The 23,737-nt window shown below is 71.9% G+C and carries 27 protein-coding genes; 12 read left to right on the forward strand and 15 right to left on the reverse strand.

The features are described 5' to 3' along the window. Nucleotides 1–200: 200 nt before the first annotated feature. The 5 genes from ACIA8O_RS33490 (at nucleotide 201) to ACIA8O_RS33510 (ending at nucleotide 6,960) form a co-directional block, all read left to right on the forward strand. The gene (locus tag ACIA8O_RS33490; protein ID WP_396297779.1) at nucleotides 201–1,490 is read left to right on the forward strand and encodes a PTS transporter subunit EIIC; all 1,290 of its coding nucleotides are present in this window, start codon (nucleotides 201–203) and stop codon (nucleotides 1,488–1,490) included. A gap of 243 nt (nucleotides 1,491–1,733) precedes the next feature. Then, nucleotides 1,734–2,984 carry a PTS transporter subunit EIIC gene (locus ACIA8O_RS33495; RefSeq protein WP_396297780.1) on the forward strand — a complete coding sequence of 417 codons (1,251 nt, stop codon included), beginning with the start codon at nucleotides 1,734–1,736 and terminating at the stop codon, nucleotides 2,982–2,984. Between the two features lie 288 nt (nucleotides 2,985–3,272). Beyond that, on the forward strand, nucleotides 3,273–4,538 hold the full coding sequence (locus ACIA8O_RS33500) for a PTS transporter subunit EIIC (RefSeq protein ID WP_396297781.1): 1,266 nt from the start codon (nucleotides 3,273–3,275) through the stop codon (nucleotides 4,536–4,538). Nucleotides 4,539–4,765: 227 nt separating this feature from the next. Beyond that, nucleotides 4,766–5,695 carry an LLM class flavin-dependent oxidoreductase gene (locus tag ACIA8O_RS33505; RefSeq protein WP_396297782.1) on the forward strand — a complete coding sequence of 310 codons (930 nt, stop codon included), beginning with the start codon at nucleotides 4,766–4,768 and terminating at the stop codon, nucleotides 5,693–5,695. Then, entirely contained in the window at nucleotides 5,692–6,960 is a 1,269-nt protein-coding gene (locus ACIA8O_RS33510; protein ID WP_396297783.1) for an NtaA/DmoA family FMN-dependent monooxygenase, read from the forward strand. Before ACIA8O_RS33505 ends, ACIA8O_RS33510 begins: the two co-directional genes overlap by 4 nt. 31 nt (nucleotides 6,961–6,991) lie before the next feature. Here the strand turns inward: ACIA8O_RS33510 and ACIA8O_RS33515 are convergent, their stop codons facing one another. After that, nucleotides 6,992–7,738, reverse strand: a complete 747-nt coding sequence (locus tag ACIA8O_RS33515) for an MBL fold metallo-hydrolase (RefSeq protein ID WP_396297784.1) — start codon at nucleotides 7,736–7,738, stop codon at nucleotides 6,992–6,994. A gap of 168 nt (nucleotides 7,739–7,906) precedes the next feature. Then, nucleotides 7,907–8,101 (reverse strand): helix-turn-helix transcriptional regulator, encoded by a 195-nt coding sequence (locus tag ACIA8O_RS33520; RefSeq protein ID WP_396297785.1) that lies wholly within the window; start codon nucleotides 8,099–8,101, stop codon nucleotides 7,907–7,909. Between the two features lie 169 nt (nucleotides 8,102–8,270). Between ACIA8O_RS33520 and ACIA8O_RS33525 the strand changes: the two genes are divergently transcribed. Continuing rightward, entirely contained in the window at nucleotides 8,271–8,708 is a 438-nt protein-coding gene (locus ACIA8O_RS33525) for a type II toxin-antitoxin system PemK/MazF family toxin (RefSeq protein ID WP_396297786.1), read from the forward strand. A 151-nt stretch (nucleotides 8,709–8,859) separates the two neighbouring features. Here the strand turns inward: ACIA8O_RS33525 and ACIA8O_RS33530 are convergent, their stop codons facing one another. From ACIA8O_RS33530 to clpS, 7 genes are all read right to left on the reverse strand, one after another. Then, complete coding sequence (locus ACIA8O_RS33530) at nucleotides 8,860–9,828, reverse strand: PLP-dependent cysteine synthase family protein (RefSeq protein ID WP_396297787.1); 969 nt, start codon at nucleotides 9,826–9,828, stop codon at nucleotides 8,860–8,862. After that, a complete protein-coding gene (locus ACIA8O_RS33535) occupies nucleotides 9,828–10,106 on the reverse strand; it encodes a MoaD/ThiS family protein (RefSeq protein WP_396297788.1) in 279 nt (92 codons plus the stop codon). Before ACIA8O_RS33535 ends, ACIA8O_RS33530 begins: the two co-directional genes overlap by 1 nt. Before the next feature lie 91 nt (nucleotides 10,107–10,197). After that, nucleotides 10,198–10,314, reverse strand: coding sequence for a putative leader peptide (locus ACIA8O_RS33540; protein WP_345290426.1), 117 nt, complete (start codon nucleotides 10,312–10,314; stop codon nucleotides 10,198–10,200). 136 nt (nucleotides 10,315–10,450) lie between these two features. Then, on the reverse strand, nucleotides 10,451–10,876 hold the full coding sequence (locus ACIA8O_RS33545) for a Mov34/MPN/PAD-1 family protein (RefSeq protein ID WP_396297789.1): 426 nt from the start codon (nucleotides 10,874–10,876) through the stop codon (nucleotides 10,451–10,453). A 44-nt stretch (nucleotides 10,877–10,920) separates the two neighbouring features. Then, nucleotides 10,921–12,363 carry an amino acid permease gene (locus tag ACIA8O_RS33550; RefSeq protein ID WP_396297790.1) on the reverse strand — a complete coding sequence of 481 codons (1,443 nt, stop codon included), beginning with the start codon at nucleotides 12,361–12,363 and terminating at the stop codon, nucleotides 10,921–10,923. A gap of 171 nt (nucleotides 12,364–12,534) precedes the next feature. Next, nucleotides 12,535–13,110, reverse strand: coding sequence for a DUF2017 domain-containing protein (locus tag ACIA8O_RS33555; protein WP_396297791.1), 576 nt, complete (start codon nucleotides 13,108–13,110; stop codon nucleotides 12,535–12,537). Nucleotides 13,111–13,173: 63 nt separating this feature from the next. Next, nucleotides 13,174–13,467, reverse strand: coding sequence for an ATP-dependent Clp protease adapter ClpS (clpS, locus tag ACIA8O_RS33560; protein ID WP_345290422.1), 294 nt, complete (start codon nucleotides 13,465–13,467; stop codon nucleotides 13,174–13,176). 129 nt (nucleotides 13,468–13,596) lie between these two features. Here clpS and ACIA8O_RS33565 point away from each other — a divergent pair, with 129 nt between their 5' ends. Beyond that, nucleotides 13,597–14,913 carry a nicotinate phosphoribosyltransferase gene (locus tag ACIA8O_RS33565; RefSeq protein WP_396297792.1) on the forward strand — a complete coding sequence of 439 codons (1,317 nt, stop codon included), beginning with the start codon at nucleotides 13,597–13,599 and terminating at the stop codon, nucleotides 14,911–14,913. Between the two features lie 101 nt (nucleotides 14,914–15,014). Next, nucleotides 15,015–15,605 (forward strand): isochorismatase family protein, encoded by a 591-nt coding sequence (locus ACIA8O_RS33570; protein WP_396297793.1) that lies wholly within the window; start codon nucleotides 15,015–15,017, stop codon nucleotides 15,603–15,605. 30 nt (nucleotides 15,606–15,635) lie between these two features. On the opposite strand, the gene ACIA8O_RS33575 is transcribed toward ACIA8O_RS33570, so the two are convergent. Next, a complete protein-coding gene (locus ACIA8O_RS33575) occupies nucleotides 15,636–16,661 on the reverse strand; it encodes a type IV toxin-antitoxin system AbiEi family antitoxin domain-containing protein (RefSeq protein ID WP_396297794.1) in 1,026 nt (341 codons plus the stop codon). A gap of 318 nt (nucleotides 16,662–16,979) precedes the next feature. Here ACIA8O_RS33575 and ACIA8O_RS33580 point away from each other — a divergent pair, with 318 nt between their 5' ends. The 3 genes from ACIA8O_RS33580 (at nucleotide 16,980) to ACIA8O_RS33590 (ending at nucleotide 19,611) form a co-directional block, all read left to right on the forward strand. Next, the gene (locus ACIA8O_RS33580; protein WP_396297795.1) at nucleotides 16,980–17,411 is read left to right on the forward strand and encodes a hypothetical protein; all 432 of its coding nucleotides are present in this window, start codon (nucleotides 16,980–16,982) and stop codon (nucleotides 17,409–17,411) included. Nucleotides 17,412–17,957: 546 nt separating this feature from the next. Further along, entirely contained in the window at nucleotides 17,958–18,365 is a 408-nt protein-coding gene (locus ACIA8O_RS33585; RefSeq protein WP_396297796.1) for a hypothetical protein, read from the forward strand. A gap of 139 nt (nucleotides 18,366–18,504) precedes the next feature. Then, nucleotides 18,505–19,611 carry a DUF2332 domain-containing protein gene (locus ACIA8O_RS33590; RefSeq protein WP_396297797.1) on the forward strand — a complete coding sequence of 369 codons (1,107 nt, stop codon included), beginning with the start codon at nucleotides 18,505–18,507 and terminating at the stop codon, nucleotides 19,609–19,611. On the opposite strand, the gene ACIA8O_RS33595 is transcribed toward ACIA8O_RS33590, so the two are convergent. From ACIA8O_RS33595 to ACIA8O_RS33605, 3 genes are all read right to left on the reverse strand, one after another. Beyond that, nucleotides 19,604–20,143, reverse strand: a complete 540-nt coding sequence (locus ACIA8O_RS33595; RefSeq protein ID WP_396297798.1) for a DinB family protein — start codon at nucleotides 20,141–20,143, stop codon at nucleotides 19,604–19,606. The two genes, ACIA8O_RS33590 and ACIA8O_RS33595, sit on opposite strands and share 8 nt — an antisense overlap. A gap of 87 nt (nucleotides 20,144–20,230) precedes the next feature. Further along, nucleotides 20,231–20,722, reverse strand: a complete 492-nt coding sequence (locus tag ACIA8O_RS33600; RefSeq protein WP_396297799.1) for a GNAT family N-acetyltransferase — start codon at nucleotides 20,720–20,722, stop codon at nucleotides 20,231–20,233. 44 nt (nucleotides 20,723–20,766) lie between these two features. Further along, a complete protein-coding gene (locus tag ACIA8O_RS33605; RefSeq protein ID WP_396297800.1) occupies nucleotides 20,767–21,267 on the reverse strand; it encodes a GNAT family N-acetyltransferase in 501 nt (166 codons plus the stop codon). A 105-nt stretch (nucleotides 21,268–21,372) separates the two neighbouring features. Here ACIA8O_RS33605 and ACIA8O_RS33610 point away from each other — a divergent pair, with 105 nt between their 5' ends. Beyond that, nucleotides 21,373–21,936: a GNAT family N-acetyltransferase gene (locus ACIA8O_RS33610; RefSeq protein WP_396297801.1), complete on the forward strand. Its 564-nt coding sequence runs from the start codon at nucleotides 21,373–21,375 to the stop codon at nucleotides 21,934–21,936. Nucleotides 21,937–21,960: 24 nt separating this feature from the next. Here ACIA8O_RS33610 and ACIA8O_RS33615 read toward each other — a convergent pair whose 3' ends face one another. Both ACIA8O_RS33615 and mycP read right to left on the reverse strand, forming a co-directional pair. Then, nucleotides 21,961–22,203 (reverse strand): hypothetical protein, encoded by a 243-nt coding sequence (locus ACIA8O_RS33615; protein WP_396297802.1) that lies wholly within the window; start codon nucleotides 22,201–22,203, stop codon nucleotides 21,961–21,963. Between the two features lie 93 nt (nucleotides 22,204–22,296). After that, nucleotides 22,297–23,613 (reverse strand): type VII secretion-associated serine protease mycosin, encoded by a 1,317-nt coding sequence (mycP, locus tag ACIA8O_RS33620; RefSeq protein ID WP_396297803.1) that lies wholly within the window; start codon nucleotides 23,611–23,613, stop codon nucleotides 22,297–22,299. Nucleotides 23,614–23,737 lie beyond the last annotated feature (124 nt).

The raw sequence follows: 23,737 nt of genomic DNA on the forward strand, positions 1-23,737 counted from the left end.
TGCCACGTTAGTCCACTTTTGGCCGAGCACGGCGCGCGCGCCGCCGATGATCACCCGAGGATGACGATCAGTGGGAACTCGGACCCGTCGGGCCCGTCGTGCCAGAAGTGGTCTACACCAATATTAGGTGCACTTCGGACAACGCGCCGCCGCCCTCCGGTGTTCCTGGCCCGGACCGATTCGGCACTCGGAGGACGATGATGAGTTCGGCTGGCGCCGTAGCTCCGCAGAGACAGTGGTGGCACGGCCTGTACGGCGGCCTCCAGAAGATGGGCCGCAGCCTCCAGCTCCCCGTGGCCGTGCTCCCCGCCGCCGGCCTGCTCAACCGGATCGGCCAGCCGGACGTCTTCGGTGCCGACGGTCTCGGCTGGGACAACGTGGCCAAGGTCTTCGCCGCCGCCGGCGGGGCCCTGCTCAGCTCCACCCTCGGCCTGCCGCTGCTGTTCTGCATCGGCGTGGCGATCGGCATGGCCAAGAAGGCCGACGGCTCCACCGCCCTCGCGGCGGTGACCGGCTTCCTGGTCTACTACACGATCCTCCAGGCCTTCCCCGAGGACTGCGCCACCGGCGCCAAACTGGTCGGCAACCAGTGCGTGGACTACGCGGCCCAGAAGTCCTCCAACGCGGTCTTCCAGAACCCGGGCGTGCTCGGCGGCATCGCGATCGGCCTGATGTCCGCCTGGCTCTGGGTCCGCTACCACCGCGTGAAGCTGGTCGACTGGCTCGGCTTCTTCAACGGCCGCCGCCTGGTCCCGATGATCACCGCACTGATGGGCCTGGCCTTCGCCTGCCTCTGCCTCTGGGTCTGGCCGCCGATCGGCGACGCGCTCAACTCCTTCTCCGAGTGGCTCTCCGACCTGGACGCGGTGGGCTCCGGCATCTTCGGCGTCGCCAACCGCGCCCTGCTGCTGATCGGCATGCACCAGCTGCTGAACACCTTCCTCTGGTTCCAGTTCGGCACCTTCACCAAGCCGGACGGCACCGTGGTGAACGGCGACATCAACCGCTTCCTGGCGGGCGACCCGACGGCCGGTCAGTTCACCTCCGGCTTCTTCCCGATCATGATGTTCGCCCTCCCGGCCGCCGCCCTGGCCATCGCGCACTGCGCCAAGCCGCACCGCCGCAAGGAGATCACCGGCCTGATGCTCTCGGTCGGCCTGACCTCCTTCGTCACCGGCGTCACCGAGCCGCTGGAGTACTCCTTCGCCTACGTCGCCCCCGCGCTGTACGCGGTGCACGCGGTGCTCACCGGCGTCTCGATGGCGGTCACCTGGGGGCTGGGCGTCCACGACGGCTTCTCCTTCTCGGCCGGCCTGCTCGACTACGCCATCAACTGGACCCTGGCCACCAAACCCTGGCTGATCATCCCGATCGGGCTCTGCTTCGCGGTGGTCTACTACGTGGTCTTCCGCTTCGTCATCACCAAGTTCGACCTCAAGACCCCCGGCCGCGAGGACGAGGACGAGGTCGAGGACGTCACCAAGGCCTGACCCTCCGTCACACCACGGGAAAGGCCCTCGGACCCACCGGCCCGGGGGCCTTTCGGCATGCCCGGAAAAGGACCAACGGCCCTGGTCGAATTCCCTTCGGAATTACGGGAACCAGGACCGTCGCAGATATTTCCGACGGCCGTAAACGGCGTGTTAGAAAAGCCTTCGCACCCCAAGTGGTGTAGACCAATCGGCCGATCGCCGATCGGTGCGCAACGCCGCCCACCGCCCGAAGGACAGCCCATGAGTACGACCGCCGCCCCAGCCCGGAAGCCAGGAGCCGGCCTCCTGCAAGGTCTCCAGAAGGTCGGCCGCAGCCTCCAGCTCCCGGTCGCCGTACTCCCGGCCGCCGGCCTGCTGGTCAGCCTCGGCAACCTGATCTCCTCCTACCTGGACGGCGCCTTCTGGGACAAGGTCTCCGCCGTCCTGCTCGGCGGCGGCACCGCCATCCTGGACGGCTCCTTCGGCCTCCCGCTGCTGTTCTGCATCGGCATCGCGATCGGCTTCGCCAAGAAGGCCGACGGCTCCACCGCGCTCGCCGCGGTCGTCGGCTACCTCACCTTCAACAAGGTGATCCAGGCCTTCCCGGTCACCGAGGGCCACATCGAGGGCGAGAAGTGGGTGGCCGCCACCTACCAGAACCCCGGCGTGCTCGGCGGCATCATCATCGGCCTGCTGAGCGCCGTGCTCTGGCAGAAGTACCACCGCACCAAGCTGGTCGACTGGCTCGGCTTCTTCAACGGCCGCCGCCTGGTCCCGATCATCATGGCCTTCGTCGGCTCCGCGCTCGGCGTGGTCGTCGCGCTCTGCTGGGGCCCGATCGGCGACGGCATCAACGCCTTCAGCGACTGGCTGATCGGCCTCGGCTCCTTCGGCTCGGCGATCTTCGGCGTGGTCAACCGCGGCCTGCTCCCGGTCGGCATGCACCAGTTCGTGAACACCTTCTTCTGGTTCCAGGCCGGTGACTTCACCGACGCGGCCGGCACCGTGGCGCACGGCGACATCAGCCGCTTCCTGGCGGGCGACCCGACGGCCGGTCAGTTCACCTCCGGCTTCTTCCCGATCATGATGTTCGGCCTCCCCGCCGCCGCACTGGCCATCGCGCACGCGGCCAAGCCGCACCGCCGCAAGGAGATCACCGGCCTGATGCTGTCGCTGGCCGCGACCAGCTTCATCACCGGCGTCACGGAGCCGATCGAGTTCTCCTTCATGTTCCTGGCCCCGCTGCTCTACGTGGCCCACGCCGTCCTGACCGGCATCTCGATGTTCGTCACCTGGGCCCTCGGGGTGCACGCCGGCTTCTCCTTCTCGGCCGGCCTGATCGACTACGTGACGCTCTGGCACCTGGACACCAAGCCCTGGCTGGTCATCCCGATCGGACTCTGCTTCGCGGTGGTCTACTACGTGCTCTTCCGCTGGGCGATCACCAAGTTCGACCTGAAGACCCCCGGCCGCGAGGACGACAGCGAGGTCGAGGACGTCACCAAGGCCTGATACCCCCTCAGACCGAGGCCCGTTCCCGGTGGCGCCCCCACCGGGAACGGGCCTTTTTGTTGCGCAACTCGCCAAAATCACGATTACGGCGGGTAGCCATGATCACCAATCCAAAAGAAGGTTTCGATTTCATAGCGCTTCCCACCTGCACCGCACCCTGGGGTTCCGAGCTCCCTCCGCGCGTGCTAGAAAACTGGTCTACACCACTAGTGGTGTAGACCAGTTCGCGGTTCGGCCCCCGATGCACCGCCCCCGACCGACCCGCCCTGACGTTGAGGAACCACCCCCATGACCACGACTGCAACGGCGCCGTCGCCGTCTCCTGCGAAGAAGGTCGGGCAGGCGCTGCTCCCCGGTCTGCAGAAGGTCGGCCGCAGCCTCCAGCTCCCCGTCGCCGTGCTGCCGGCGGCCGGTCTGCTGGTCAGCCTCGGCAACCTGATCTCCGCCTACCTCGAGGGCGACTTCTGGACCAAGGTCTCGTCCGTCCTGATGAACGGCGGCACCGCGATCCTGGACGGCTCCTTCGGCCTCCCGCTGCTGTTCTGCATCGGCATCGCGATCGGTTTCGCCAAGAAGGCCGACGGTTCGACCGCCCTGGCGGCCGTGGTCGGTTACCTCACCTTCAACAAGGTGCTGCAGGCGTTCCCGGTCACCGAGGCGCAGGTGCTGCCGGGCAAGGACCTGGCCGCCACCTACCAGAACCCGGGCGTGCTCGGCGGCATCGTGATCGGCCTGCTGAGCGCCGTGCTCTGGCAGAAGTACCACCGCACCAAGCTGGTCGACTGGCTCGGCTTCTTCAACGGCCGCCGCCTGGTCCCGATCATCATGGCCTTCGTCGGCTCCGCGCTCGGCATCCTGTTCGCGCTCTGCTGGGGCCCGGTCGGTGACGCCATCAACGCCTTCAGCGACTGGCTGATCGGCCTCGGCTCCTTCGGCTCGGCGATCTTCGGCGTGGTCAACCGCGGCCTGCTCCCGGTCGGCATGCACCAGTTCGTGAACACCTTCTTCTGGTTCCAGGCCGGTGACTTCACCAACTCGGCCGGCACCGTCTCGCACGGCGACATCAGCCGCTTCCTGGCCGGCGACCCGACGGCCGGTCAGTTCACCTCCGGCTTCTTCCCGATCATGATGTTCGGCCTCCCCGCCGCCGCACTGGCCATCGCCCACACCGCGAAGCCGCACCGCCGCAAGGAGATCACCGGCCTGATGCTGTCGGTCGGCCTGACCTCCTTCGTCACCGGCGTGACCGAGCCGATCGAGTTCGCGTTCATGTTCCTGGCCCCGCTGCTCTACGCGGTGCACGCGATCCTCACCGGCATCTCGATGTTCGTCACCTGGGCCCTCGGGGTGCACGCCGGCTTCTCCTTCTCGGCCGGCCTGATCGACTACGTGACGCTCTGGCACCTGGACACCAAGCCCTGGCTGATCATCCCGATCGGCCTGGTCTTCGCGGCCGTCTACTACGTGGTCTTCCGCTTCGCCATCGTCAAGTTCGACCTCAAGACCCCCGGTCGCGAGGACGACTCCGAGGTCGAGGACGTCACCAAGGCCTGACCCGCTCCACCCCGACCCCGTCCGGCAACTGCCGGGCGGGGTCGGTCCGTTGTGGACGGAGGTTGACGGGCCGCCAAGATCGCTGGTCCACTGGGGGCATGCGCGCCTCGTGCTTCCTGGTGACCCGCGACCACATCGACTTCGGTCGCGTGTGGTCGGCGGCGTGTCGTCGCTGCGGTTGATCCCAGCCCCGACACACACCCCCTCCGGAAGGCCGAGGCCCCGCCGTGCCCCACTCCCTGCTGCTCTCCTCCGGTCTGGACGGCCCCGGGCCGCTGACCGCCGCGCACTACACCGAACTGGCCCTGCTCGCCGAGCGCGGCGGGCTGGACTTCGTCACCCTGGACGACTCGCTCGCCCCCGGCTCCCGCCTGCTGGACGCGCTCGCGGTGTTCGCCCGGGTCGCCCCCGCCACCTCGCGGATCGGCCTGGTCCCGACCGTCACCACCACCCACACCGAGCCGTTCCACACCTCCCTCGCGGTGAACACCCTGGACTGGGTGAGCGAGGGCCGGGCCGGCTGGCTGGTCGACGTCTCGGCCACCGAGGAGGAGGCCCGGGCCTTCGGGCGGCGGCCGGTGCTGCCCGTCGAGGAGCTCTGGCTGGAGGCGGCCGACGCCGTCGAGGTGGCCGCCCGGCTCTGGGACAGCTGGGAGGACGACGCGGAGATCCGCGACCTCGCCACCGGGCGCTTCGTCGACCGGGAGAAGCTGCACTACGCCGACTTCGAGGGCCGCCACTTCTCGGTCAAGGGCCCCTCGATCACCCCGCGCCCGCCGCAGGGCCGCCCGGTGGTGGCGGTCCGGCTCGGCCACCAGGAGGGCGGCACCCGGCGGGAGTTGGCCCTCCACCACGCCGACCTGGTGCTGCTGGACGCCCCCTCCCCGCAGGCCGCCGCCACCGCCCGGGCCGCGCTGCGGGCCGCCGCCGGGCGCGAACTGCTGGTGCTGGCCCGGGTCTCCCCCGGCGTCCGCCCGGCCGACTGGGCCGGCGCGGTGGACGGCCTCCACCTGGTGCCGCGCCGTCTACCGTCCGATCTGCGGGAGTTCGTCGACGCCACGGCGGCCGGCCGCGGCCGCGGCGGCACCCTGCGGGACCGGCTCGGCCTGGCCCGCCCGGTCTCCCGCTACGCGACGACGGCGGGGGCGGCCCGATGAGCACCCGCCAGAAGAAGCAGGTGCACCTCGCCGCGCACTTCCCCGGCGTCAACAACACCACCGTCTGGGCCGATCCGGCCTCCCGGAGCCAGATCGAGTTCAGCTCCTTCCGTGAGCTGGCCCGCACCGCCGAGCGCGGCCTGTTCGACTTCTTCTTCCTCGCCGAGGGCCTGCGGCTGCGCGAGGTGAACGGCCGCATCCACGACCTGGACGTGCTCGGCCGCCCCGAGTCGATCACCGTGCTGAACGCGCTGGCCGCCGTCACCACGCACCTCGGTCTGGCCGCCACGGTCAGCGCCACCTTCAACGAGCCGTACGAACTGGCCCGCCGGCTGGCCTCCCTGGACTTCCTCTCGGACGGCCGGGCGGCCTGGAACGTGGTCACCTCCAACGACGCCTTCACCGGGGCGAACTTCCGCCGCGGCGGCTACCTGGACCACGCCGACCGGTACCGCCGGGCCGAGGAGTTCGTCGGGCTGGCCTCGGAGTTCTGGGCCTCGGACGGCCGGGTGGTGCGGCACTCCGGCCCGCAGTTCACCGTGGAGGCGGCCGGGCCGCTGCCGCCCTCCCCGCAGGGGCGGCCGGTGATCATCCAGGCCGGGGACTCGGACGAGGGGCGGGAGTTCGCCGCCGCCCACGCCGACGTGGTGTTCAGCCGGCACTCCACCCCGGAGGCCGGGCGGGCCTTCCACGCCGACGTGAAGCGGCGGTTGGCGGCGTACGGGCGGCGGCCCGAGCAGCTGAAGATCATGCCGGGGGTGACCTTCGTGCTCGGCTCCACCGAGGCGGAGGCCGCCGAGCGCTCTGCGCTGATCCGCCGTCAGCAGGTCAGCGCCCGCACCGCGTTGGCGCACCTGGAGCAGATCTGGGGCTTCGACCTCTCCGGGCACGACCCGGACGGCCCGCTCCCGGCCGCCGACCCGGTGGTCGGCTCCGCCCTGGTGCAGGGCCGCACCCGGCTCGGCGACCCGCTCGAACTGGCCGCCCGCTACCGGAAGCTGGCCGCCGAGAAGGGGCTCAGCTCGCGCGAGGTGGTGATCGAGCTGAGCGGTCGTCACTCCTTCGTCGGCACGCCCGAGTCGGTGGCCGCCGCCCTGGACGAGCACGTCCAGGGCGACGCGGCGGACGGCTTCATCCTGATCCCGCACCTGACCCCGGGCGGGCTGGACGACTTCGTCGAGCACGTGGTGCCGCTGCTCCAGCGGCGCGGCGTGCACCGCACCGAGTACCCGGTGGGGACGCTGCGGGAGCGGCTGACGGGCTGACCGCCCCGGAGCCCGAGGGGGCCCGGTGCCGTCAGAGCTCGTAGACGGCGCCGGGCCGGGCCAGTTCGACCGGGCCGGTGAAGACGGCCTGGGCGTCGCGGCGGTTGACCTCGGGGTCGGTCCACGGCGGGATGTGGGTGAGCACCAGCCGGCCGACCCCGGCGGCGGCCGCGTGCTGCCCGGCCTCCCGGCCGTTCAGGTGGACCGCCGCGAAGGTCTCCTTGCCGTCCGTGTAGGCGGCCTCGCAGAGGAACAGCTCGGTGCCGCGGGCGAGTTCGACCAGTTCGGCGCTCTCGCCGGTGTCCCCGGAGTAGACCAGGCTGCGGCCCTCGTGCTCGATCCGGAAGGCGAAGGCCTCCACCGGATGGTTCACCCGGACCACGGTGATCCGCAGCGGGCCCAGCTCGAAGCTGCCCTCGGCGAGCGTGTGGAAGTCGAACACCTCGGTCATGCCCGGCTGTTCGGGCATGTCGTAGGCGCGGGCCAGCCGGTCGGCGGTGCCCGCCGGGCCGTACACCGGGACCGGGTCCGGACAGCCCTCCAGCCGGTAGTTGCGGGCCACCCAGTAGGCGCAGAGGTCGATGCAGTGGTCGGCGTGCAGGTGGCTGAGCAGGATGGCGTCGATCTCGTAGAGCCCGGCGTACTTCTGCAGCGCGCCGAGCGCGCCGTTGCCGAGGTCCAGCAGCACCCGGTAACCGTCTGCCTCGACCAGGTAGCTGGAGCAGGGCGACTCGGCCGAGGGGAAGCTCCCCGAGCACCCCACCACGGTCAGTTTCATGCCGAGCCCCTCCACCCCGCCGGGTCATGGTCCGTGCCCCGGACGCCCACCGGAAGGCGGTGGCCGGGCTGCCTGACGAGAGTAAGGGCCGGACGTCACTTTGCCCCCGTCCCCGTGCCGTGCTGTGGCTGATGTCACCAGAACGGGCCGCCGGGGCCGGCCGGGGCGTCACCGGTTCCCCGGGCGGTTGCGGGCCCAGGCCCGGATGGTCTCGGCGTACCAGCGCGGGTGGCCGCTGCCGTCCACCACGTCCGGATCGGGCAGCAGGCCGTGGCGGCGGTAGTTCCGGACGGTGTCGGGCTGGACGTTGATGTGCCGGGCGATCTCCGAGTAGGACCACAACTCGCGGCTGCAAAAGGACATCTGGGCCACCTTCAGGTACGGGTGATCTTCCGTGGTCAGCTTTTCCGGCCCAACGAGGATCTTTAGTGCGGAACGGACTCCGTGGCCGTTCCGTGACGAATCGGCAGCGCCGAACGGATAAATCCCCGAGTGTCACAGCGTTCCGCCGACCCCGGGGTACGGTCTGCGGATGGACAAGGTGCTGATCACACTGCTGGTGGTGGCCGTGCTCGCGGCCGTCCTGTGGGCCCTGCGCAGGCGCGCGACCCCGGCGCCCGCACCCCGCCGCACGCCCTCCGGCCCGGCCCGCACCACCGGCCGTCCGGCAGCGCAGGAGATCTGGTGGGCCGAGGTCCCGTTCGAGGACGGCCCCGGCGCCAAGGACCGGCCCTGCCTGGTGCTCGGCGTGAACCGCCGCACCGCCACCGTCGTGAAGATCACCAGCAAGCACCACGCCGAACGCCCGGGCGTGCTCCCGCTGCCGCCGGGCTCGGTCGGCGACCGCCAGGGCCGGGCCAGCTGGCTGGAGACGGACGAGCTCCGCGAGGTGCCGGTGGCCGCCTTCCGCCGCCGGGTCGGCAAGGTCGACGGACAGACCTGGTCCCGGGTGCAGCGCGCCCTGCGCTAGTGCCGCGCCCGGCAAGGTTTGCCCCGTCGCGTCGTTCGGTGCGTGCTATCGGCGTGCCGGGGCAAACCTTGCCGGGCGCGGCACTAGAACGCCGGAAGGCGCGTTCCCCCGCGGGGGAACGCGCCTTCGTCCGGCAGTGCCCGACGGGCCGTCAGGCCCAGAGCTGGCCCTGCAGCGCCTCGACCGCGGCCTCGGTGGTCTCGGCCGTGTAGATGCCGGTGGACAGGTACTTCCAGCCGCCGTCGGCGACCACGAAGACCACGTCCGCCCGCTCACCGGCCTGGGCGGCCTTGCGGCCGACCCCGATCGCGGCGTGCAGGATGGCGCCGGTGGAGACGCCCGCGAAGATGCCCTCCTGCTGGAGCAGCTCGCGGGTGCGGCGCACCGCGTCCTCGGAGGTGACGGAGAACCGGGTGGTGAGCACCTCGGCGTCGTACAGCTCCGGGACGAAGCCCTCGTCGAGGTTGCGCAGCCCGTAGACCAGGTCGTCGTAGCGCGGCTCGGCCGCCACCACCTGGACGCCGGGGACCTTCTCGCGCAGGTACCGGCCGACGCCCATCAGGGTGCCGGTGGTGCCCAGGCCCGCCACGAAGTGGGTGACGGAGGGCAGGTCGGCGAGGATCTCCGGGCCGGTGGTGGCGTAGTGCGCGCCGGCGTTGTCCGGGTTGCCGTACTGGTAGAGCATCACCCAGTCGGGGTGCTCGGCGGCGATCTCCTTGGCGATCCGGACGGCGGTGTTGGAGCCGCCTGCGGCCGGGGAGGCGATGATCTCCGCGCCCCACATCCGGAGCAGCTCGCGCCGCTCCTCGCTGGTGTTCTCCGGCATCACGCAGACCATCCGGTAGCCCTTGAGCTTGGCCGCCATGGCGAGCGAGATGCCGGTGTTCCCGCTGGTGGGCTCCAGGATGGTGCAGCCGGGGGTGAGCAGCCCCGCGGCCTCGGCCCGCTCGATCATGTGCAGGGCCGGCCGGTCCTTGATCGAGCCGGTCGGGTTGCGGTCCTCCAGCTTGGCCCAGAGGGTCACCAGCCCCTCTCCGTTGCCGGGCACGGCGGCGGAGAGTCGGGGCAGGCGGACCAACGGGGTGTTGCCGACGGCTTCGAGCGGGCTGTCGTACTTCATCAGATCGAGCCACCGGCCACGGCGGGGAGGATCGTCACGCTGTCGCCGTCGTTCAGGCCGGTGGAGATGCCGTCCAGGAAGCGGACGTCCTCGTCGTTCAGGTAGACGTTCACGAAGCGGCGCAGCTCGCCGTTGTCCAGCAGGCGGGCGGCGATGCCCGGGTGGCGGACGTCCAGGTCGGCGAAGAGCTCGCCGAGGCTGGCACCGGCACCCTCGACGGACTTGGCGCCGTCGGTGTAGGTGCGGAGGATGGTCGGGATGCGGACCTCGATGGCCATGACTGCGCTCCTGTGGAGGTGGGTTCGGGGTGGGCCGCAGGGCGCGGCGGGGCGGTGCGATCCCCGTACGGGGCAAGGCGGTTGGCCGGGCTCAGCGAGCGGCGGCGGGGCCGGGACAGATCGCGCTGGCGAGCCGGCACAGGTCGACGTGCAGGCGCGCGACAAGGCGGGTGCCCTGGGCCTGGTTGCTCACATCGACGGAACGCATGGGCTCATCGTATAGATTCCCCGGCCCGCTCCGACATCCACGTCTCGCCATCCGGATGAATGTGTGTCACATGCCGGGATGTGTCGAGGGCCCGCCGTGCCGCCGGGCGGCGGTGCGACGGGCCCTCGGGCCGTGCTCAGTAGGCGTCCACGAGCTCCACGGGCTCCTCGGTGATGACCCCGTCGACGATCCGGAAGGAACGGAACTGGAACGGGTCGCCCGGCTCGGCGCCCTCGGCGGTGGAGACCAGCACGTAGTGGGCGTTCGGCTCGGAGGCGTAGCTCACGTCGGTGCGGGAGGGGTAGGCCTCGGTGGCGGTGTGCGAGTGGTAGACCACCACCGGCTCCTCGTCCCGGTCGTCCATCTCCCGGTAGAGCTTGAGCAGGTCGCCGGAGTCGAACTCGTAGAAGGTGGGCGAGCGGGCGGCGTTGAGCATCGGGACGAACCGCTCGGGCCGGTCCGTGCCCGCCGGGCCGGCGACCACGCCGCACGCCTCGTCCGGGTGGTCCGCGCGGGCGTGGGCGACGATCGCGTCGTGCAGCTCTCGGGTGATGGTCAGCATGCGGTCAGGATAGCCACGCGCCGTCAATCCCCCTGCCGCCCGTCTCAGTTGCCGGACTTCGCGTGGACGTGGTCGTGGCCGTGCCCCTCGGCGGCGTCCGGGTTGCGGCGCTTGAGGGCCTGGTAGCCGAGGACCAGCAGGAGGGCCCAGACCGGGAAGACGTAGAGCGAGATCCGGCTGTCCTCGTCGATCGCGATCAGGACCACGACCAGCACCAGGAAGGCCAGCGAGGCCCAGCTGGGCAGCGCCCCGCCGGGGGCCTTGAAGGTGGGCGGCGGCAGGTGGCCGGCCTTCCAGGCGGTGCGGTAGCGGATCTGGCAGATCAGGATCATCGCCCAGGTCCAGAGGCCGCAGACGGTGGCGACGGAGGTGATGTACTCGAAGGCCTTGGCCGGGGCCAGGTAGTTGAGCACCACGCCGAGGCCCATCAGCAGGCAGGAGACGGTGATCGCGAAGGCCGGGGTCTTGCGGGCGTTGAGCTCGGTGAGCTTCCCGGGGGCCTGGCCGCGCAGCGCCAGGTCGCGCAGCATCCGGCCGGTGGAGTACATCCCGGAGTTGCAGGAGGAGAGCGCCGCGGTGAGCACCACGAAGTTGACGATGCCGGCCGCGGCCGGGATGCCCATCTTCTCGAAGGCGGCCACGAACGGGCTGACCCCGGGCGCGAACTCGCGCCACGGCACCACGGCCAGGATGACCACCAGGGCGCCGACGTAGAACAGCGCGATCCGCCAGGGCAGGGTGTTGATGGCGCGCGGCAGGGTCCTCGCCGGGTCCTCGCTCTCGCCGGCCGTGACGCCGACCAGCTCGACGCCGAGGTAGGCGAACATGACGATCTGCAGGGTCATCACGGTCGAGCCGATGCCCTTGGGGAAGAAGCCGCCGTCCGACCAGAGGTTGGAGATGGCGGCGGTGTCACCGGCGTCGCTGAAGCCGAGGGTGAGCACCCCGATGCCGATCAGGATCATGCCGATGATCGCGGTCACCTTGATCATCGAGAACCAGAACTCGATCTCGCCGAACAGCTTCACCGAGATCAGGTTGGCGCCGTAGAGGATCACCAGGAAGACCAGGGCGGAGATCCACTGGGGGATGGACGGCGCCCAGAACTTCACGTAGACGGCGGCGGCGGTGGTCTCGGCCATGCCGGTGACCACCCAGAACAGCCAGTACGTCCAGCCGGTCACGTAGCCCGCGAACGGGCCGAGGAACTCGCGGGCGTACTCGGCGAAGCTGCCGGAGACCGGACGGTACGTCAGCAGCTCGCCCAGCGCCCGCATGATCGCGAAGATCACCAGGCCGGCCACCGCGTAGCTGAGGATCAGGCTCGGCCCGGCCTTGGAGATCGCGGTGCCCGCGCCCAGGAAGAGCCCGGTGCCGATCGCCCCGCCGATCGCGATCATCTGGATCTGACGGCTGCCCAGACCCCGCTCGTAGCCCTCCTCGTCGGGGACCGGGTCCGTCACCTCGTCGTACTGCTGCTGGGCCATGGGCCACCGTCCTTGCTCGTGGGGAGTGGCAGTCGTACCACGGCACGCCCGGATACCGGTGCGTATCTGAGCGATATTTGAGCATGGACCGTCCCGGTTCGGTGGGATCTGCCCGGAATGCCGGGAGCCCCGTCCCAGCACGTGGGACGGGGCTCCTGCACGGCGTGTCGGTCAGCCGGCCATCGCCTCCAGCAGCGACTCCTGGAGCATGCCGAACCAGAGGTAGGCCATCACCAGCGGCTTGCGCGGGTCCTCGTCGTCCAGGTCGTAGAGGCCCTCGTCGTCGTCCTCGCTGACCTCCAGCCGGGTGCCGAGGGTGAGCCGCAGGTCGTTCAGGCCGCCGAGCCAGTGGCGGCAGTCCTCCGGGGAGGCCTTGAGCACGCCGCCGGCGCCGCCCAGGCCGTCCAGCGAGCGGATCACCGCGAGCGCGTCGTCCCGCTTGCGGGCCCGCAGGTCCAGCTCGGTGTAGCGGCGGAACTCCCCGGCGGCGGCCACCTCCTCCGGGCCCGCGGGGCCGTCGGGGCCGCCGTAGGCGTCCGGGAAGAGCCGGGCCAGCGCCGGGTCGGCGGGCGGACTGGACGGCCCCTCGGCGAACAGCGCCGCCAGCGGGTCGTCGCTCTCGCCGCCCGGGCCGGGGCCGATCAGCTCCAGCATCTGCACCTCGAAGGAGCGCAGGATGGACGCCTCGACCTCCTCCAGCGCGATCGCCGCACCGCCGTCACCGGCACTCTCGAACAGCCCAGCCATGATTCCTCGTCAGCCCGTCTACGTCGTGGGGTGGTTGATGGTCCGTCAGGCCTCCCGGCCCGCTCAGTCGTGCTGGAGGGTCGCCCACAGGCCGTAGCCGTGCATCGCCTGGCAGTCCCGCTCCATCTCCTCGCGGGTGCCGCTGGAGACCACCGCCCGGCCCTTCTGGTGCACCTCCATCATCAGCGTCCGGGCCTTCTCCTTCGGGTAGCCGAAGTAGGCCTGGAACACGTACTGGACGTAGCTCATCAGGTTGACCGGGTCGTTGTGGACGATGGTGACCCAGGGGGTGTCCGGCTCCAGTGCCGGAATGCCTTCGACCTCCGGGCGCTCGATCTCCACGGGCGCGACACTCACGGCTGACACTCCTCGTCGGGGCTGGCTTCTCCACTGCTCATGCTTCCATCCGGGGGACCCGCGAGCGAATCCGGTCCCACCCGTACGAGAAATCGTCAAACTGACGCTAAGTCCGCTAGCATCATCCTCATGGACGCCACCACCGCGCGCCACTCCACGGCGCTGCTCACCGACCGGTACGAACTGACCATGCTGCAGGCCGCCCTGCGCAGCGGCGCCGCCCACCGGCGCTCGGTCTTCGAGGTGTTCACCCGCCGGCTCCCCGACGGCCGCCGCTACGGCGTGCTGGCCGGGGTCGGCCGGGTGCTGGACGCGGTCGAGGACTTCCGCTTCACCACCCCGCAGTTGGACTGGCTCTCCGACCAGGGCGTGGTGGACGAGCAGACCCTGCGCTTCCTCTCCGACTACCGCTTCACCGGCGACATCCACGGCTACCCCGAGGGCGAGGTCTACTTCCCCGGCTCCCCCGTGATGACCGTCGAGGGCAGCTTCGCCGAGGCGGTGATCCTGGAGACCCTGATCCTGTCGATCCTCAACTTCGACTCGGCGGTGGCCGCGGCCGCCTCCCGGATGACCAGCGCCGCCGGTGACCGCCCGTGCATCGAGATGGGCGCCCGCCGGGCCCACGAGCAGGCCGCCGTGGCCGCCGCCCGGGCCGCCTACGTCGCCGGCTTCAAGGCCACCTCCGACCTGGAGGCCGGCTTCACCCACGGCATCCCCACCACCGGCACCGCCGCGCACGCCTTCACCCTGCTGCACGACAGCGAGCGGGACGCCTTCACCGCGCAGATCGAGTCGATGGGCCGGGGCACCACCCTGCTGGTCGACACCTACGACCTCAAGGAGGCGGTCCGCACCGCCGTCGAGGTGGCCGGCCCCGAACTGGGCGCGGTCCGGATCGACTCCGGCGACCTCACCCTGCTGGCCCACCGGGTCCGCCGCCAACTGGACGAGCTCGGCGCCACCGCCACCCGGATCATCGTCACCTCCGACCTCGACGAGTACGCCATCGCCGCACTGGCCGCCGCCCCGGTGGACGGCTACGGGGTCGGCACCAGCCTGGTCACCGGCAGCGGGCACCCCACCTGCGCGATGGTCTACAAGCTGGTCGCCCGGGCGGCCGGCCCCGACGGCCCGCTGGTCTCGGTGGCCAAGCGCTCGGCCGGCGCCAAGTCCAGTGTCGGCGGCCGGAAGTGGGCCGCCCGGCGGCCCGACGCGGACGGCGTCGCGGAGGCCGAGGTGACCGGTACCGGCGAGATCCCGGACGCGCTCGCCCCGCACCTGCTCCAGGTCCCGCTGGTCAAGGGCGGCGAGGTGGTCGGCCGCGAGCCGCTGACCGCCGCGCGCGAACGCCACGTCCGGGCGCGGGCCGCCCTGCCGCTCTCCGCCACCCAGCTCTCCCGCGGCGAGCCGGTGCTCCCCACCGAGCTCCTGCTCGGCCACTGAGCCCGGCCCCGTTCCCCTTTCGCCTACGCGCGTCACTCCCTACAGTGGCGAGCAACGAGGCCCACCGGACTGCCCCCGTCGGGGGAGAAGGAAGCAACGCCATGCAGCGGGCACTGATCGTCGTGGACGTGCAGAACGACTTCTGCGAGGGCGGCAGCCTGGCCGTCGCCGGCGGCGCCGAGGTGGCCGCCGCGATCACCGACCTGATCGCCGGTTCCACCCCCGGCTACGCGCACATCTGCGCGACCCGGGACCACCACATCGACCCGGGCCCGCACTTCTCGGCCGAGCCGGACTACCGCGACTCCTGGCCGGTGCACTGCCTGGCCGGCACGGAGGGCGTGGGCTTCCACCCCAACCTGTCGCCGGTGGTGCTCTCCGGCGCGGTCGAGGCGGTCTTCGACAAGGGGGCGTACTCGGCCGCCTACAGCGGTTTCGAGGGTGCCGACGAGAACGGCGCCGGGCTGGCCGACTGGCTGCGCGAGCGCGGGGTGACGGAGGTGGACGTGGTCGGGATCGCCACCGACCACTGCGTCCGGGCGACCGCCCTGGACGCGCGCCGGGAGGGCTTCGCCACCCGGGTACTGCTCGATCTGACGGCCGGGGTCTCGGCCCCCACCACGGAGGCCGCCCTGGCCGAACTCACCGCTGCGGGCGTGGAGTTGAGAGGCACTCCGATCGTCCGGTCCTGAGCCCGGGCGCGGCGCGCCGCCGCACCCGGCTCACGCGGTCAGCAGCTCCACCACGTCCTCGCCGCCGGCCAGGAAGGCCTCGCGCAACTCGCCGCCCACCGCGTCGGGTTCGGCCTCCAGCCGGTCGGCGGAGACGTAGACCACCCGGACCCCGAGGTACTCCATCCGGTGCTGGCCGCCCCGGACCCAGGCCGCCTCGCCCTCGCTGACGCAGCGCAGCTCCGAGTCCACCTCCACCGCGACCGCCGCGCCCGGCCAGTAGAGGTCCGGCACGGCCACGAAGGTGCCGCCCTTCATCCGCAGCTCGGGCCCGGCCAGCGGCACCGGCAGCAGCCACTCGTCCACCAGCTCGTTCAGCCGCTCCAGCGCCGACTCCCGCCCGGCGGCCAGGAGTTCGTCCACCGCGGCCCGCACCCGGGGCTCGGTGAGCAGCCCGGCCTCGGCCAGCTCGGCCAGCAAGTCCCTTGTCGTGCAGGCGTTCTCGCCCGGGGCGACCGACTCGCGGAGCACCGCCCGCAGCTGCGCCGGGTGCACCTCGCCGGTGTCGAAGGCGGCCGAGTCGGTCCACTCCCGCAGCGTGTCGGCGACCGCCCGGGCGACCGGGGCGCAGGCCAGGCCGTGCACCGATCGGGCCTCCAACTCCCGCTCCGTGCGCCGGATCCGGACTTCACCGGCGTCCTTGAGGCGGCGCTGCCGGGGCACCAGGACCTCGACTCCGGTGACGGCGGGCAGCCGGGGCGCGGAGGCGAAGCCGTACAGCGCCAGCGCGGCCGCGCCGGTGATCACCGCACCCTCCCGGCGGCCCTCCTGCCGGCCGTCCTGGGCGGCGTACAGCAGCGCGGCCCACATCCGCTGCTCCGGGGTCGGCTCGCCGCCCTGGAGCAGGTAGACCTTGGGCAGCAGCCGCTGCCACGGGCCGCCGCGGCGGCACTGCTCGCTGACCGTGCGGGTGGGCACGCCGCGGGCCCGGAGCTGGCTCGCGGTGATCACGTTCTGCTGGCGGCGGGCCAGCTCCTCGAGGGAGGGCGACGGCGAAGGAATCTGGTAGCTGCTCATGCCGCCTACCCTCCCCAACACCCCCCGCTCCGCATCCACGACCTGACGCACCGTTACCCAACCGTCGCGAAACCGGGACTAGCCCGCACTAAAGTCCCCATACCCTCACCCATTCGGCCCAATGGTTGTTCATCGGACTGCCTGCCTCGACCCCAGTTGGCCTGTACCATCCGCATTTCGCACACCGTTTCGGCCATCGGCGCGACGCCCCGGCACCCGCCGCCACCTGCGGTTCCTGACCGAGAGTGACGAGCGCCATACGCACCCCCGCCGACCGGGGGTCACACCGCCCGTGCAGGATTGCCTAACATCACACTCATGCCACGTGACGAATCCGCCTCCCTGCGCGCTGCCCAGCTGCGCCTAGGCCGACTGCCCGGCTACGTCCGACAGCCGGACCTGGCCCGCCGCAGCGGCGAGGAGGGCCACTTGTACAAGAAGGGGTGGGAGGTCCGCTTCACCGCGCGGACCGAGGAGGAGATAGCGGAGATCCGCGACCTGGTGGTCGCGGCGGGCTTCGCCCCGGCGCGACCGTTCTTCAAGGGCAACCAGCTGATCCAGCCGGTGTACGGCATCGCCGCCGTGCACGCCTACCTGGCCGCACGGGAGGCGCTCGAAGCAGCCGGCGTCCCCGAGCAGCCGAACCGCCGCGCCGCCGCTCCCTCCGCCGCAGCCGCCGCAGCATCGGCCGCCACAGCCGCTGCCAAGCGGGCCCGCCGCAAACCCGACGAACCCAACCGCACCTGCTGAACCCCCCGGGGTCCGGCCCCCGCCCGGCCCGGCACCGCACACCGGCCGGACCAGGGCCCGGGCCCTGACGGCTGCCGCCCGTGCGGCCCGGACCGGCGCCGCCGAGCAGCGCGACCGGTCCGGGGCGCGCTGCCACCCGCGCACGCGCGCCCACCGCGCGCGTCGGCACCACCTCCGGGCTCCCCGAGCGGCCAGGCGGGCACCGCACGGCCCCCTCCGCGGCCCGCCGGGGCCCCCTCCGCGCCCCCGCACCCCTCGTACGGCCCAGTACCGCGGCCCCCTCGCCGCCGCCCGGCGCCGGGCCCCTGCGCGCGCCCCCGGACCGACCCGCCGCCCGGCCGATCCCGGCCCGTCCCAAGGGAACTGACACACCGTCACACAACGGCTCAATCGCATCCCTCGCACGGGTATCTGATGGGACTTGTCACACAGAGCAGTCACCCGAGGCCCTAGAGTGAAGCCCGGCCGTCCGTCACCGCACCCGCCGCCGCACCCGCCACCACGCTCGCCACCGCCCCGTCGCCGCCCCCGGATCGAGAGGCTGATGTGACCAACCGTCATGACCCGGTCTCCTCGGTGGAGTTCGCCGCCTTCAGGGAGCTGCACCATCCGCGCTACCTGAGCTACGCCCGGGTCTGGTTCCGGGACGCCGCCCAGGCCGCCGCCGTGGTCGAGGAGGCGTTCTGCGCCCTCGCCGACGCCTGGCCCGAGCTGCTCGGCAGCCCCAACCCGACCGCCGACGCCTGGCGCATCCTGCGCGCCACCGTGGCCGAACGCGGCGACCCGGCCCGGGTGCCGCCCCAGCGGCCGACGGCGACCCCCGACGAGGACCTCGCCATCCTCCACTACGTGGTCGGCCTGGCCACCCCGGAGATCGCCGACGTGGTCGGCGCCGACCACGCCAACGTGGCCAGCCAGCTCCGCCACGCCCTGCGCGAGGCCGCCGACTGGTGACCGGCCGGCCGCCCGGGGCGCCGGTGATCACCGTCACCCCGGCGGGTCCTTCTCAGCCCGGGGTCCGTGGGCGAATGATGTGGAGGGCCGCCCTCCTGACGGGCGGTCAGCCGCAGCGCAGCACTCCCGGGAGGCGCCCGTGTCCCTCGCCCGCACCGCCTCGATGTTCGAGCGGCAGGCCGACGCCTGCGCCGAGCTCGGCTCGCCGCTCTACGCCTTCCTGATCCGCCGGGCCGCCCGGGACCTGCTGGAGGGCGGCCCCTGCGCGACGGCGGTCAGCGGACACGAGGACGCCCCCGGACCGGACGCGATCGCGCTCCGGCTGATGGGCGGAGTGCACGCCCTGGTGCTGAGCGGACGGGCCCCCGCCCTGGCCGCCCACTACCCGAGCGCCGGCGGCAGCTGTCCCTCGCCCGTCCCGGACACCGTATGGGAGGACTTCCGGGCCACCGTCGCGGACCACCCCGACTGGCTGAAGGAGTGGCTGACCAGGCCCCCGCAGACCAACGAGACCGGCCGGGCCAACCTGCTGATCGCCGGTACGCTGCACGCCCTCGACGGCGCCGACCTGCCGGTCCGGCTCTTCGAACTCGGCTCCAGCGCCGGGCTCAACCTGCTCGCCGACCACTTCCGCTGCGAGTGGCCCGCCTCCACCGGCTCCGATGCCGGTACCGGTGGCGGCGCCTTCGGCCCCGCGGACTCCCCCGTCCTGCTGGCCGACGCCTGGCGCGGCACCCCGCCGCCCCCGCTCGGCACCACGGCGGAGCTCCCGCCGCTGCGCTTCGCCGAACGGCACGGCTGCGACCTCGACCCGATCGACCCGCGCTCCCCCGAGGGCGCCCTCGCCCTGCGCTCCTACGTCTGGGCCGACCAACCCGAGCGGGCCGCCCGGCTCACCGGAGCCCTCCAGCTGGCGGGCCGGCTGCCCACCACCGTCGAGCCCGTGGGCGCGGCCGAGTTCCTCCGCGGGGTCTCGCTCGCGGAGGGCGCGCTCACCGTGGTCTGGCACTCGGTGATGCGCCAGTACGTCCCGGCGGCCGAATGGGCGCTGGTGGAGGGCGAGTTGGACCGCCTGGCGGCCGAGTCCACCCCCGCCGCCCCCTTCGCCCACGTCTCCTTCGAGCCGCGCCGCACCCCGGACTGGCGCGAGCACCGCTTCCTGCTCACCGTCCGCACCGGGCGGGCCACCGAGACCGTCCTCGCCGAGGCGGTCCCGCACGGCCTGCCGGCCTGGCCGTTCAGCTGACCGGCCGCCCTCCGGTGACGTCGTACAGGTGGTGGACCGGGTCGTGGACCAGGTACCGGGCGAACGACTCCACAGTGAACCGGGCGCCGTCGCTACGGCGGCCCGGCCGCTGCCACTGACCACCCTCGACCCGGCCGAAGGCCGCGGCCAACTCCTCTGCCGCCTCGGCGAGTTCGACCGAGACCCGGGACGGGTCCTGCTCGCCGTAGCGATCGGCGACGGCGGTCTCGTCCTGGTCCCAGTTGGGGAAGAGCGGGTCCTGCTCGTCCAGCATCAGCCGCAGCCGGACGCGGAACAGCCGGAACACGTCCCGCACGTGGCAGGCGTACTCCAGGTCCGACCAGGTCCCCGGCTCCGGACGGCCCCGCAGCTCGGCCTCCGGCCGCTCGGCGAGCAGGGCCACCCAGGCGGCGGCGTTGGCCCGGACCAGTCCGGCGACCTGCCCGGCGTCCACCGCCGGGGTGTCGAAGCCGCAGTCGGGGCAGGCGCGTTCCAGGACCCAGGTCCAGTCCTTGGTGTCAGGCGTGATCATGGCCCCAGCATGGCGCGGGCCGGCCCGCCCCGGCCAGGGGCCGGAGCGCCAGCGGCCGCCGAGATCCTGCCAGCCCGGACCTCCTGCTCAGACCAGCGGGAGGTACATCACCAGCAGGTCCACGTAACCGAGCTCGGCGTGCAGGAAACCCTCCGGCACGGTGCCGATCACGGTGAAACCGAGCGACTTCCACAGCTCCACCGCCCGGGTGTTGGTCGCCACCACGGCGTTGTACTGCACCGCCCGGTACCCGTCCGCCCTGGCCTGCTCGATCACGTGCTCCGCCAGCGCCCGGCCGACCCCCTTGCCGCCGTGCTCGGCGGCCACCATGAAACCGGCGTTGGCGACGTGCGCCCCCGGGCCCATCTGGTTGGGGTGCGTCTCGGCACTGCCGAGCACGGTGCCGTCGCCGTCCACCGCGACCACCGTCCGGCCCGGGGCCCGCTTCATCCAGATCGCCCGGGCGTCCTCCTCGCCGATGTCCCGCGGCCAGGTGAAGGTGTCGCCCGCCGCCACGATCCGGTGCAGGAACCGCCAGATGGCCGGCCAGTCCTCGGCCGTCGCCTCACGAATGATCATCCCGCCAGTCTCCCCCGGCCGCACCGCCCTGACCACCCGTTTTCCTACAGCCACTTGGCGAACCAGACCTCCGCGTACGGGTCGTCACCGTACGGGTCGGTCGGCTCGTACCCGAGGTGCCGGTAGAGCGCGATCGCCTCGGTCAGGTCCTTGCGGGTGTTCAACCGGACCAGCCCGGCCCCGCGCCCCCGCGCGAACTCCTCCGCCGCACCCACCAACCGGGCCCCGCCACCGCCCCGCCGCGCCGCCCGCCGGACGAACACCCGGGTCAACTCCGCCTCCCCGCCGCCCAACCAGCGCAGCCCCGCACACCCCACCGGCCCCACCCCGTCCCGGCCCACCAGCAGCACCCCGCGCGGCTCCACCAGGTCCTCGCCGTCCCCGAGCCCCATCGCGATCTCGGCCGGCTCGGCGGGCCGCCCGTAGTAACGGCTCACCAACTCGTCCATGTACTCGTTCAACACGGCCGCGGCGACCGGGTGGTGGACCGGGACCGGCGCGATGCTCCAGCCCTGCGGGCCGGACGGGGTGGGAGCGTTCCTCATACGGTCATTCTCCGCAGGGTGGCAACCGGTTTGTCCCTTCTCCCCCGCCCCCGCCCCGCACGGAATCCCGTGGCGGTGCCGGGCCCCGCTGACTACAACTGAGAGGTGATCAACGACGAGGCACTCCGCCACAAGCCCACCCTCACCGGCGAACGCATCCGCCTGGTGCCCCTCTCCCCCGCCCACGCCGAGGACACCTGGCGCACCCTCCAGGACCCGGAACTGCTCCGCCTCACCGGCACCACCAAACAGTTCACCCGCGCCGAGATCGACGACTGGTGCGCCACCCGCGCCGACCAACCCGACCGCCTCGACCTCGCCGTCGAAGACCTCCACACCGGCGCCTACCTCGGCGAACTCGCCCTCAACGAACTCGACCGCCCCACCGAGTCCGCCTCCTACCGCATCGCCCTCGACCCCGCCGTCGCCGGCCGCGGCCTCGGCACCGAAGCCACCCGCCTCCTACTCGCCCACGCCTTCGACACCATCGGCCTCCACCGCGTCCACCTGGAGGTCTTCTCCTACAACCCCCGCGCCCAAGCCGCCTACCTCAAAGCCGGCTTCCTCCCCGAAGGCCGCCTCCGCGACGCCCACATCTGGGACGGCACCCGCCACGACATCATCCTGATGGCCGCCCTCGCCCCCGACTGGCGGGCGGCCACCACCTGAACCACCGCCCGCCCCCTTCCCGGCTCAGCCCTTCCGCACGGTGCAGCTCGCATCCACCGAAGTCGCCGGCAGCCCCACGATCCCCTGCGCCCACCCCAACAGGTCCGAACAGACCTTCGCCTCCTCGGCGTTCGCCGGACCGTGGTTCTCCTCCGCCGACGCACCACCGACGAAGACGGTGGCCGCCAGGCCCGCGGCGAGCAGCACCGCCGGCAGCAGACGGCGGGACGGGGAGACGTGAGAGTTGTTGCTGAACACCCGGAACATGGAACGGCCCTTCGGTCGACCGACGACTTGACTGGTCATCAGTACCCGAAGGGCCGTTCAGCGTGCTCGGATTGTGCGCCGTTCGTGGGCGTGTCAGCGGTACGGGTTGCCGCCGCCACCGCCCTGCTGCGGCGGAGGCGGGGGCGGGTAGCCCTGGCCGGGCTGCGGCGGCTGCGGGTACTGCTGTTGGGGATACTGCTGCGGCGGATACTGCTGCTGCGGGTACTGCTGCCCGCCCCCGAACGGAGGCTGCGGCGGCTGCCCCCCACCGCCACCACCCCGGCGGCGCGCCAACACGATCACCCCACCAACCACCACCACGGCCAACACCCCGACAACCCCCCACACGAACACGGGGATCCCGCTGTCCTCCTTCTTCTCCCCCACCGGAGTCGTCGCCTGCCCCCCGCTCGCCCCACCCGTGGCGGGGGCGGACGCGGGGGACGACGGAGCAGCAGAACGCTGCGACTCCGGACGGGCGAGCAGCGGGTTCTCGCGCGGCCCGTTGTCGACCTCGGGGTTGGCGGCGAGGGCCTTCGACGGCGAGGCGATGCCGTAGCCGTAGTTGCTGTTCGGGAGCTTCTCGCCCTCCGGCACCACCGCAGACTTGATCATCCGGTTGATGACCTGACCGGCTGACAGGTTCGGGTACTTGGAGCGGACCAGGGCCGCGATCGCGGAGACGTACGCACTGGAGTCGGAGGTACCGTTCGCCTTGTGGTAGTCACCCGGGGCCTTGGCGTTGGGCCCTGCCGAGTAGATGTCCACCCCGGGCGCCATCAGGGTGAGTTCGGGACCCCGGTTCGACTTCTCCCAGACCTTGCCGTTCCGGTCGACCGCGCCCACGGCGACGACACCGGGGGCAGCTGCGGGGTACTCGACCGGAGTGTCGTGGTTCGCGAGGTTTCCGGAGGCGGCCACCAGGACGACGTCCTTGTCGACCGCGTACTTGATCGCCTCTCGGATGCCCGTGTCGACGCCACTGCCGAAGGACATGTTGATGACCTTGGCACCGTTGTCCACGGCGAAGCGAATGGCCTTGGGTACCTCATCCGCCCTGGCCCCGACCGTCTTGTCGGTTCCACCGAGGTTGATCCGGACGGGGAGGATCTTGGCCTTCGGAGCAAGACCGATGATGCCGTCCTGATTGCCGTGCCCGTGTCCAGCGATCAGGCTCGCCAGACCCGTGCCGTGTCCATCGGGGTCGATCCGCCCGTCACCCTGCTGGCCGGAGAAGTCAGCCCCCGGAAGCACCTGCCCGACGAGGTCCTGATGGTCGGGCAGAACGCCGGTGTCGATGACTGCGACAATGACGTTCTCGCCCTGGCTGATCGGCCAGACCTTGTTGGCCGCATCGAACTTCTCGATCGGCCACTGCGCCAGACGAATGTTGTCCGCTGCCGCCGGCACGGCAGCAGCTCCCCAGAGCACGGAACCCACCGCGAGCGCAGCCGCCCCTCGAACCTTCCGACTGAACCTCAAGACTCGCTACTCCGCTCGCTGGAATCGTCCGTGTCGCGTCCCGGGGCGGGTG

Source organism: Kitasatospora sp. NPDC051853, from assembly GCF_044452665.1.
Classification (GTDB): Bacteria; Actinomycetota; Actinomycetes; order Streptomycetales; family Streptomycetaceae; genus Kitasatospora.

Coding starts and splice junctions, on each gene's coding strand:
- ACIA8O_RS33490 (WP_396297779.1), top strand. CDS start 201: ATGAGTTCGGCTGGCGCCGTAGCTCCGCAGAGACAGTGGTGGCACGGC.
- ACIA8O_RS33495 (WP_396297780.1), top strand. CDS start 1,734: ATGAGTACGACCGCCGCCCCAGCCCGGAAGCCAGGAGCCGGCCTCCTG.
- ACIA8O_RS33500 (WP_396297781.1), top strand. CDS start 3,273: ATGACCACGACTGCAACGGCGCCGTCGCCGTCTCCTGCGAAGAAGGTC.
- ACIA8O_RS33510 (WP_396297783.1), top strand. CDS start 5,692: ATGAGCACCCGCCAGAAGAAGCAGGTGCACCTCGCCGCGCACTTCCCC.
- ACIA8O_RS33515 (WP_396297784.1), bottom strand. CDS start 7,738: ATGAAACTGACCGTGGTGGGGTGCTCGGGGAGCTTCCCCTCGGCCGAG.
- ACIA8O_RS33520 (WP_396297785.1), bottom strand. CDS start 8,101: ATGTCCTTTTGCAGCCGCGAGTTGTGGTCCTACTCGGAGATCGCCCGG.
- ACIA8O_RS33525 (WP_396297786.1), top strand. CDS start 8,271: ATGGACAAGGTGCTGATCACACTGCTGGTGGTGGCCGTGCTCGCGGCC.
- ACIA8O_RS33530 (WP_396297787.1), bottom strand. CDS start 9,828: ATGAAGTACGACAGCCCGCTCGAAGCCGTCGGCAACACCCCGTTGGTC.
- ACIA8O_RS33535 (WP_396297788.1), bottom strand. CDS start 10,106: ATGGCCATCGAGGTCCGCATCCCGACCATCCTCCGCACCTACACCGAC.
- ACIA8O_RS33540 (WP_345290426.1), bottom strand. CDS start 10,314: ATGCGTTCCGTCGATGTGAGCAACCAGGCCCAGGGCACCCGCCTTGTC.
- ACIA8O_RS33545 (WP_396297789.1), bottom strand. CDS start 10,876: ATGCTGACCATCACCCGAGAGCTGCACGACGCGATCGTCGCCCACGCC.
- ACIA8O_RS33550 (WP_396297790.1), bottom strand. CDS start 12,363: ATGGCCCAGCAGCAGTACGACGAGGTGACGGACCCGGTCCCCGACGAG.
- ACIA8O_RS33555 (WP_396297791.1), bottom strand. CDS start 13,110: ATGGCTGGGCTGTTCGAGAGTGCCGGTGACGGCGGTGCGGCGATCGCG.
- ACIA8O_RS33565 (WP_396297792.1), top strand. CDS start 13,597: ATGGACGCCACCACCGCGCGCCACTCCACGGCGCTGCTCACCGACCGG.
- ACIA8O_RS33570 (WP_396297793.1), top strand. CDS start 15,015: ATGCAGCGGGCACTGATCGTCGTGGACGTGCAGAACGACTTCTGCGAG.
- ACIA8O_RS33575 (WP_396297794.1), bottom strand. CDS start 16,661: ATGAGCAGCTACCAGATTCCTTCGCCGTCGCCCTCCCTCGAGGAGCTG.
- ACIA8O_RS33580 (WP_396297795.1), top strand. CDS start 16,980: ATGCCACGTGACGAATCCGCCTCCCTGCGCGCTGCCCAGCTGCGCCTA.
- ACIA8O_RS33595 (WP_396297798.1), bottom strand. CDS start 20,143: ATGATCACGCCTGACACCAAGGACTGGACCTGGGTCCTGGAACGCGCC.
- ACIA8O_RS33600 (WP_396297799.1), bottom strand. CDS start 20,722: ATGATCATTCGTGAGGCGACGGCCGAGGACTGGCCGGCCATCTGGCGG.
- ACIA8O_RS33605 (WP_396297800.1), bottom strand. CDS start 21,267: ATGAGGAACGCTCCCACCCCGTCCGGCCCGCAGGGCTGGAGCATCGCG.
- ACIA8O_RS33615 (WP_396297802.1), bottom strand. CDS start 22,203: ATGTTCCGGGTGTTCAGCAACAACTCTCACGTCTCCCCGTCCCGCCGT.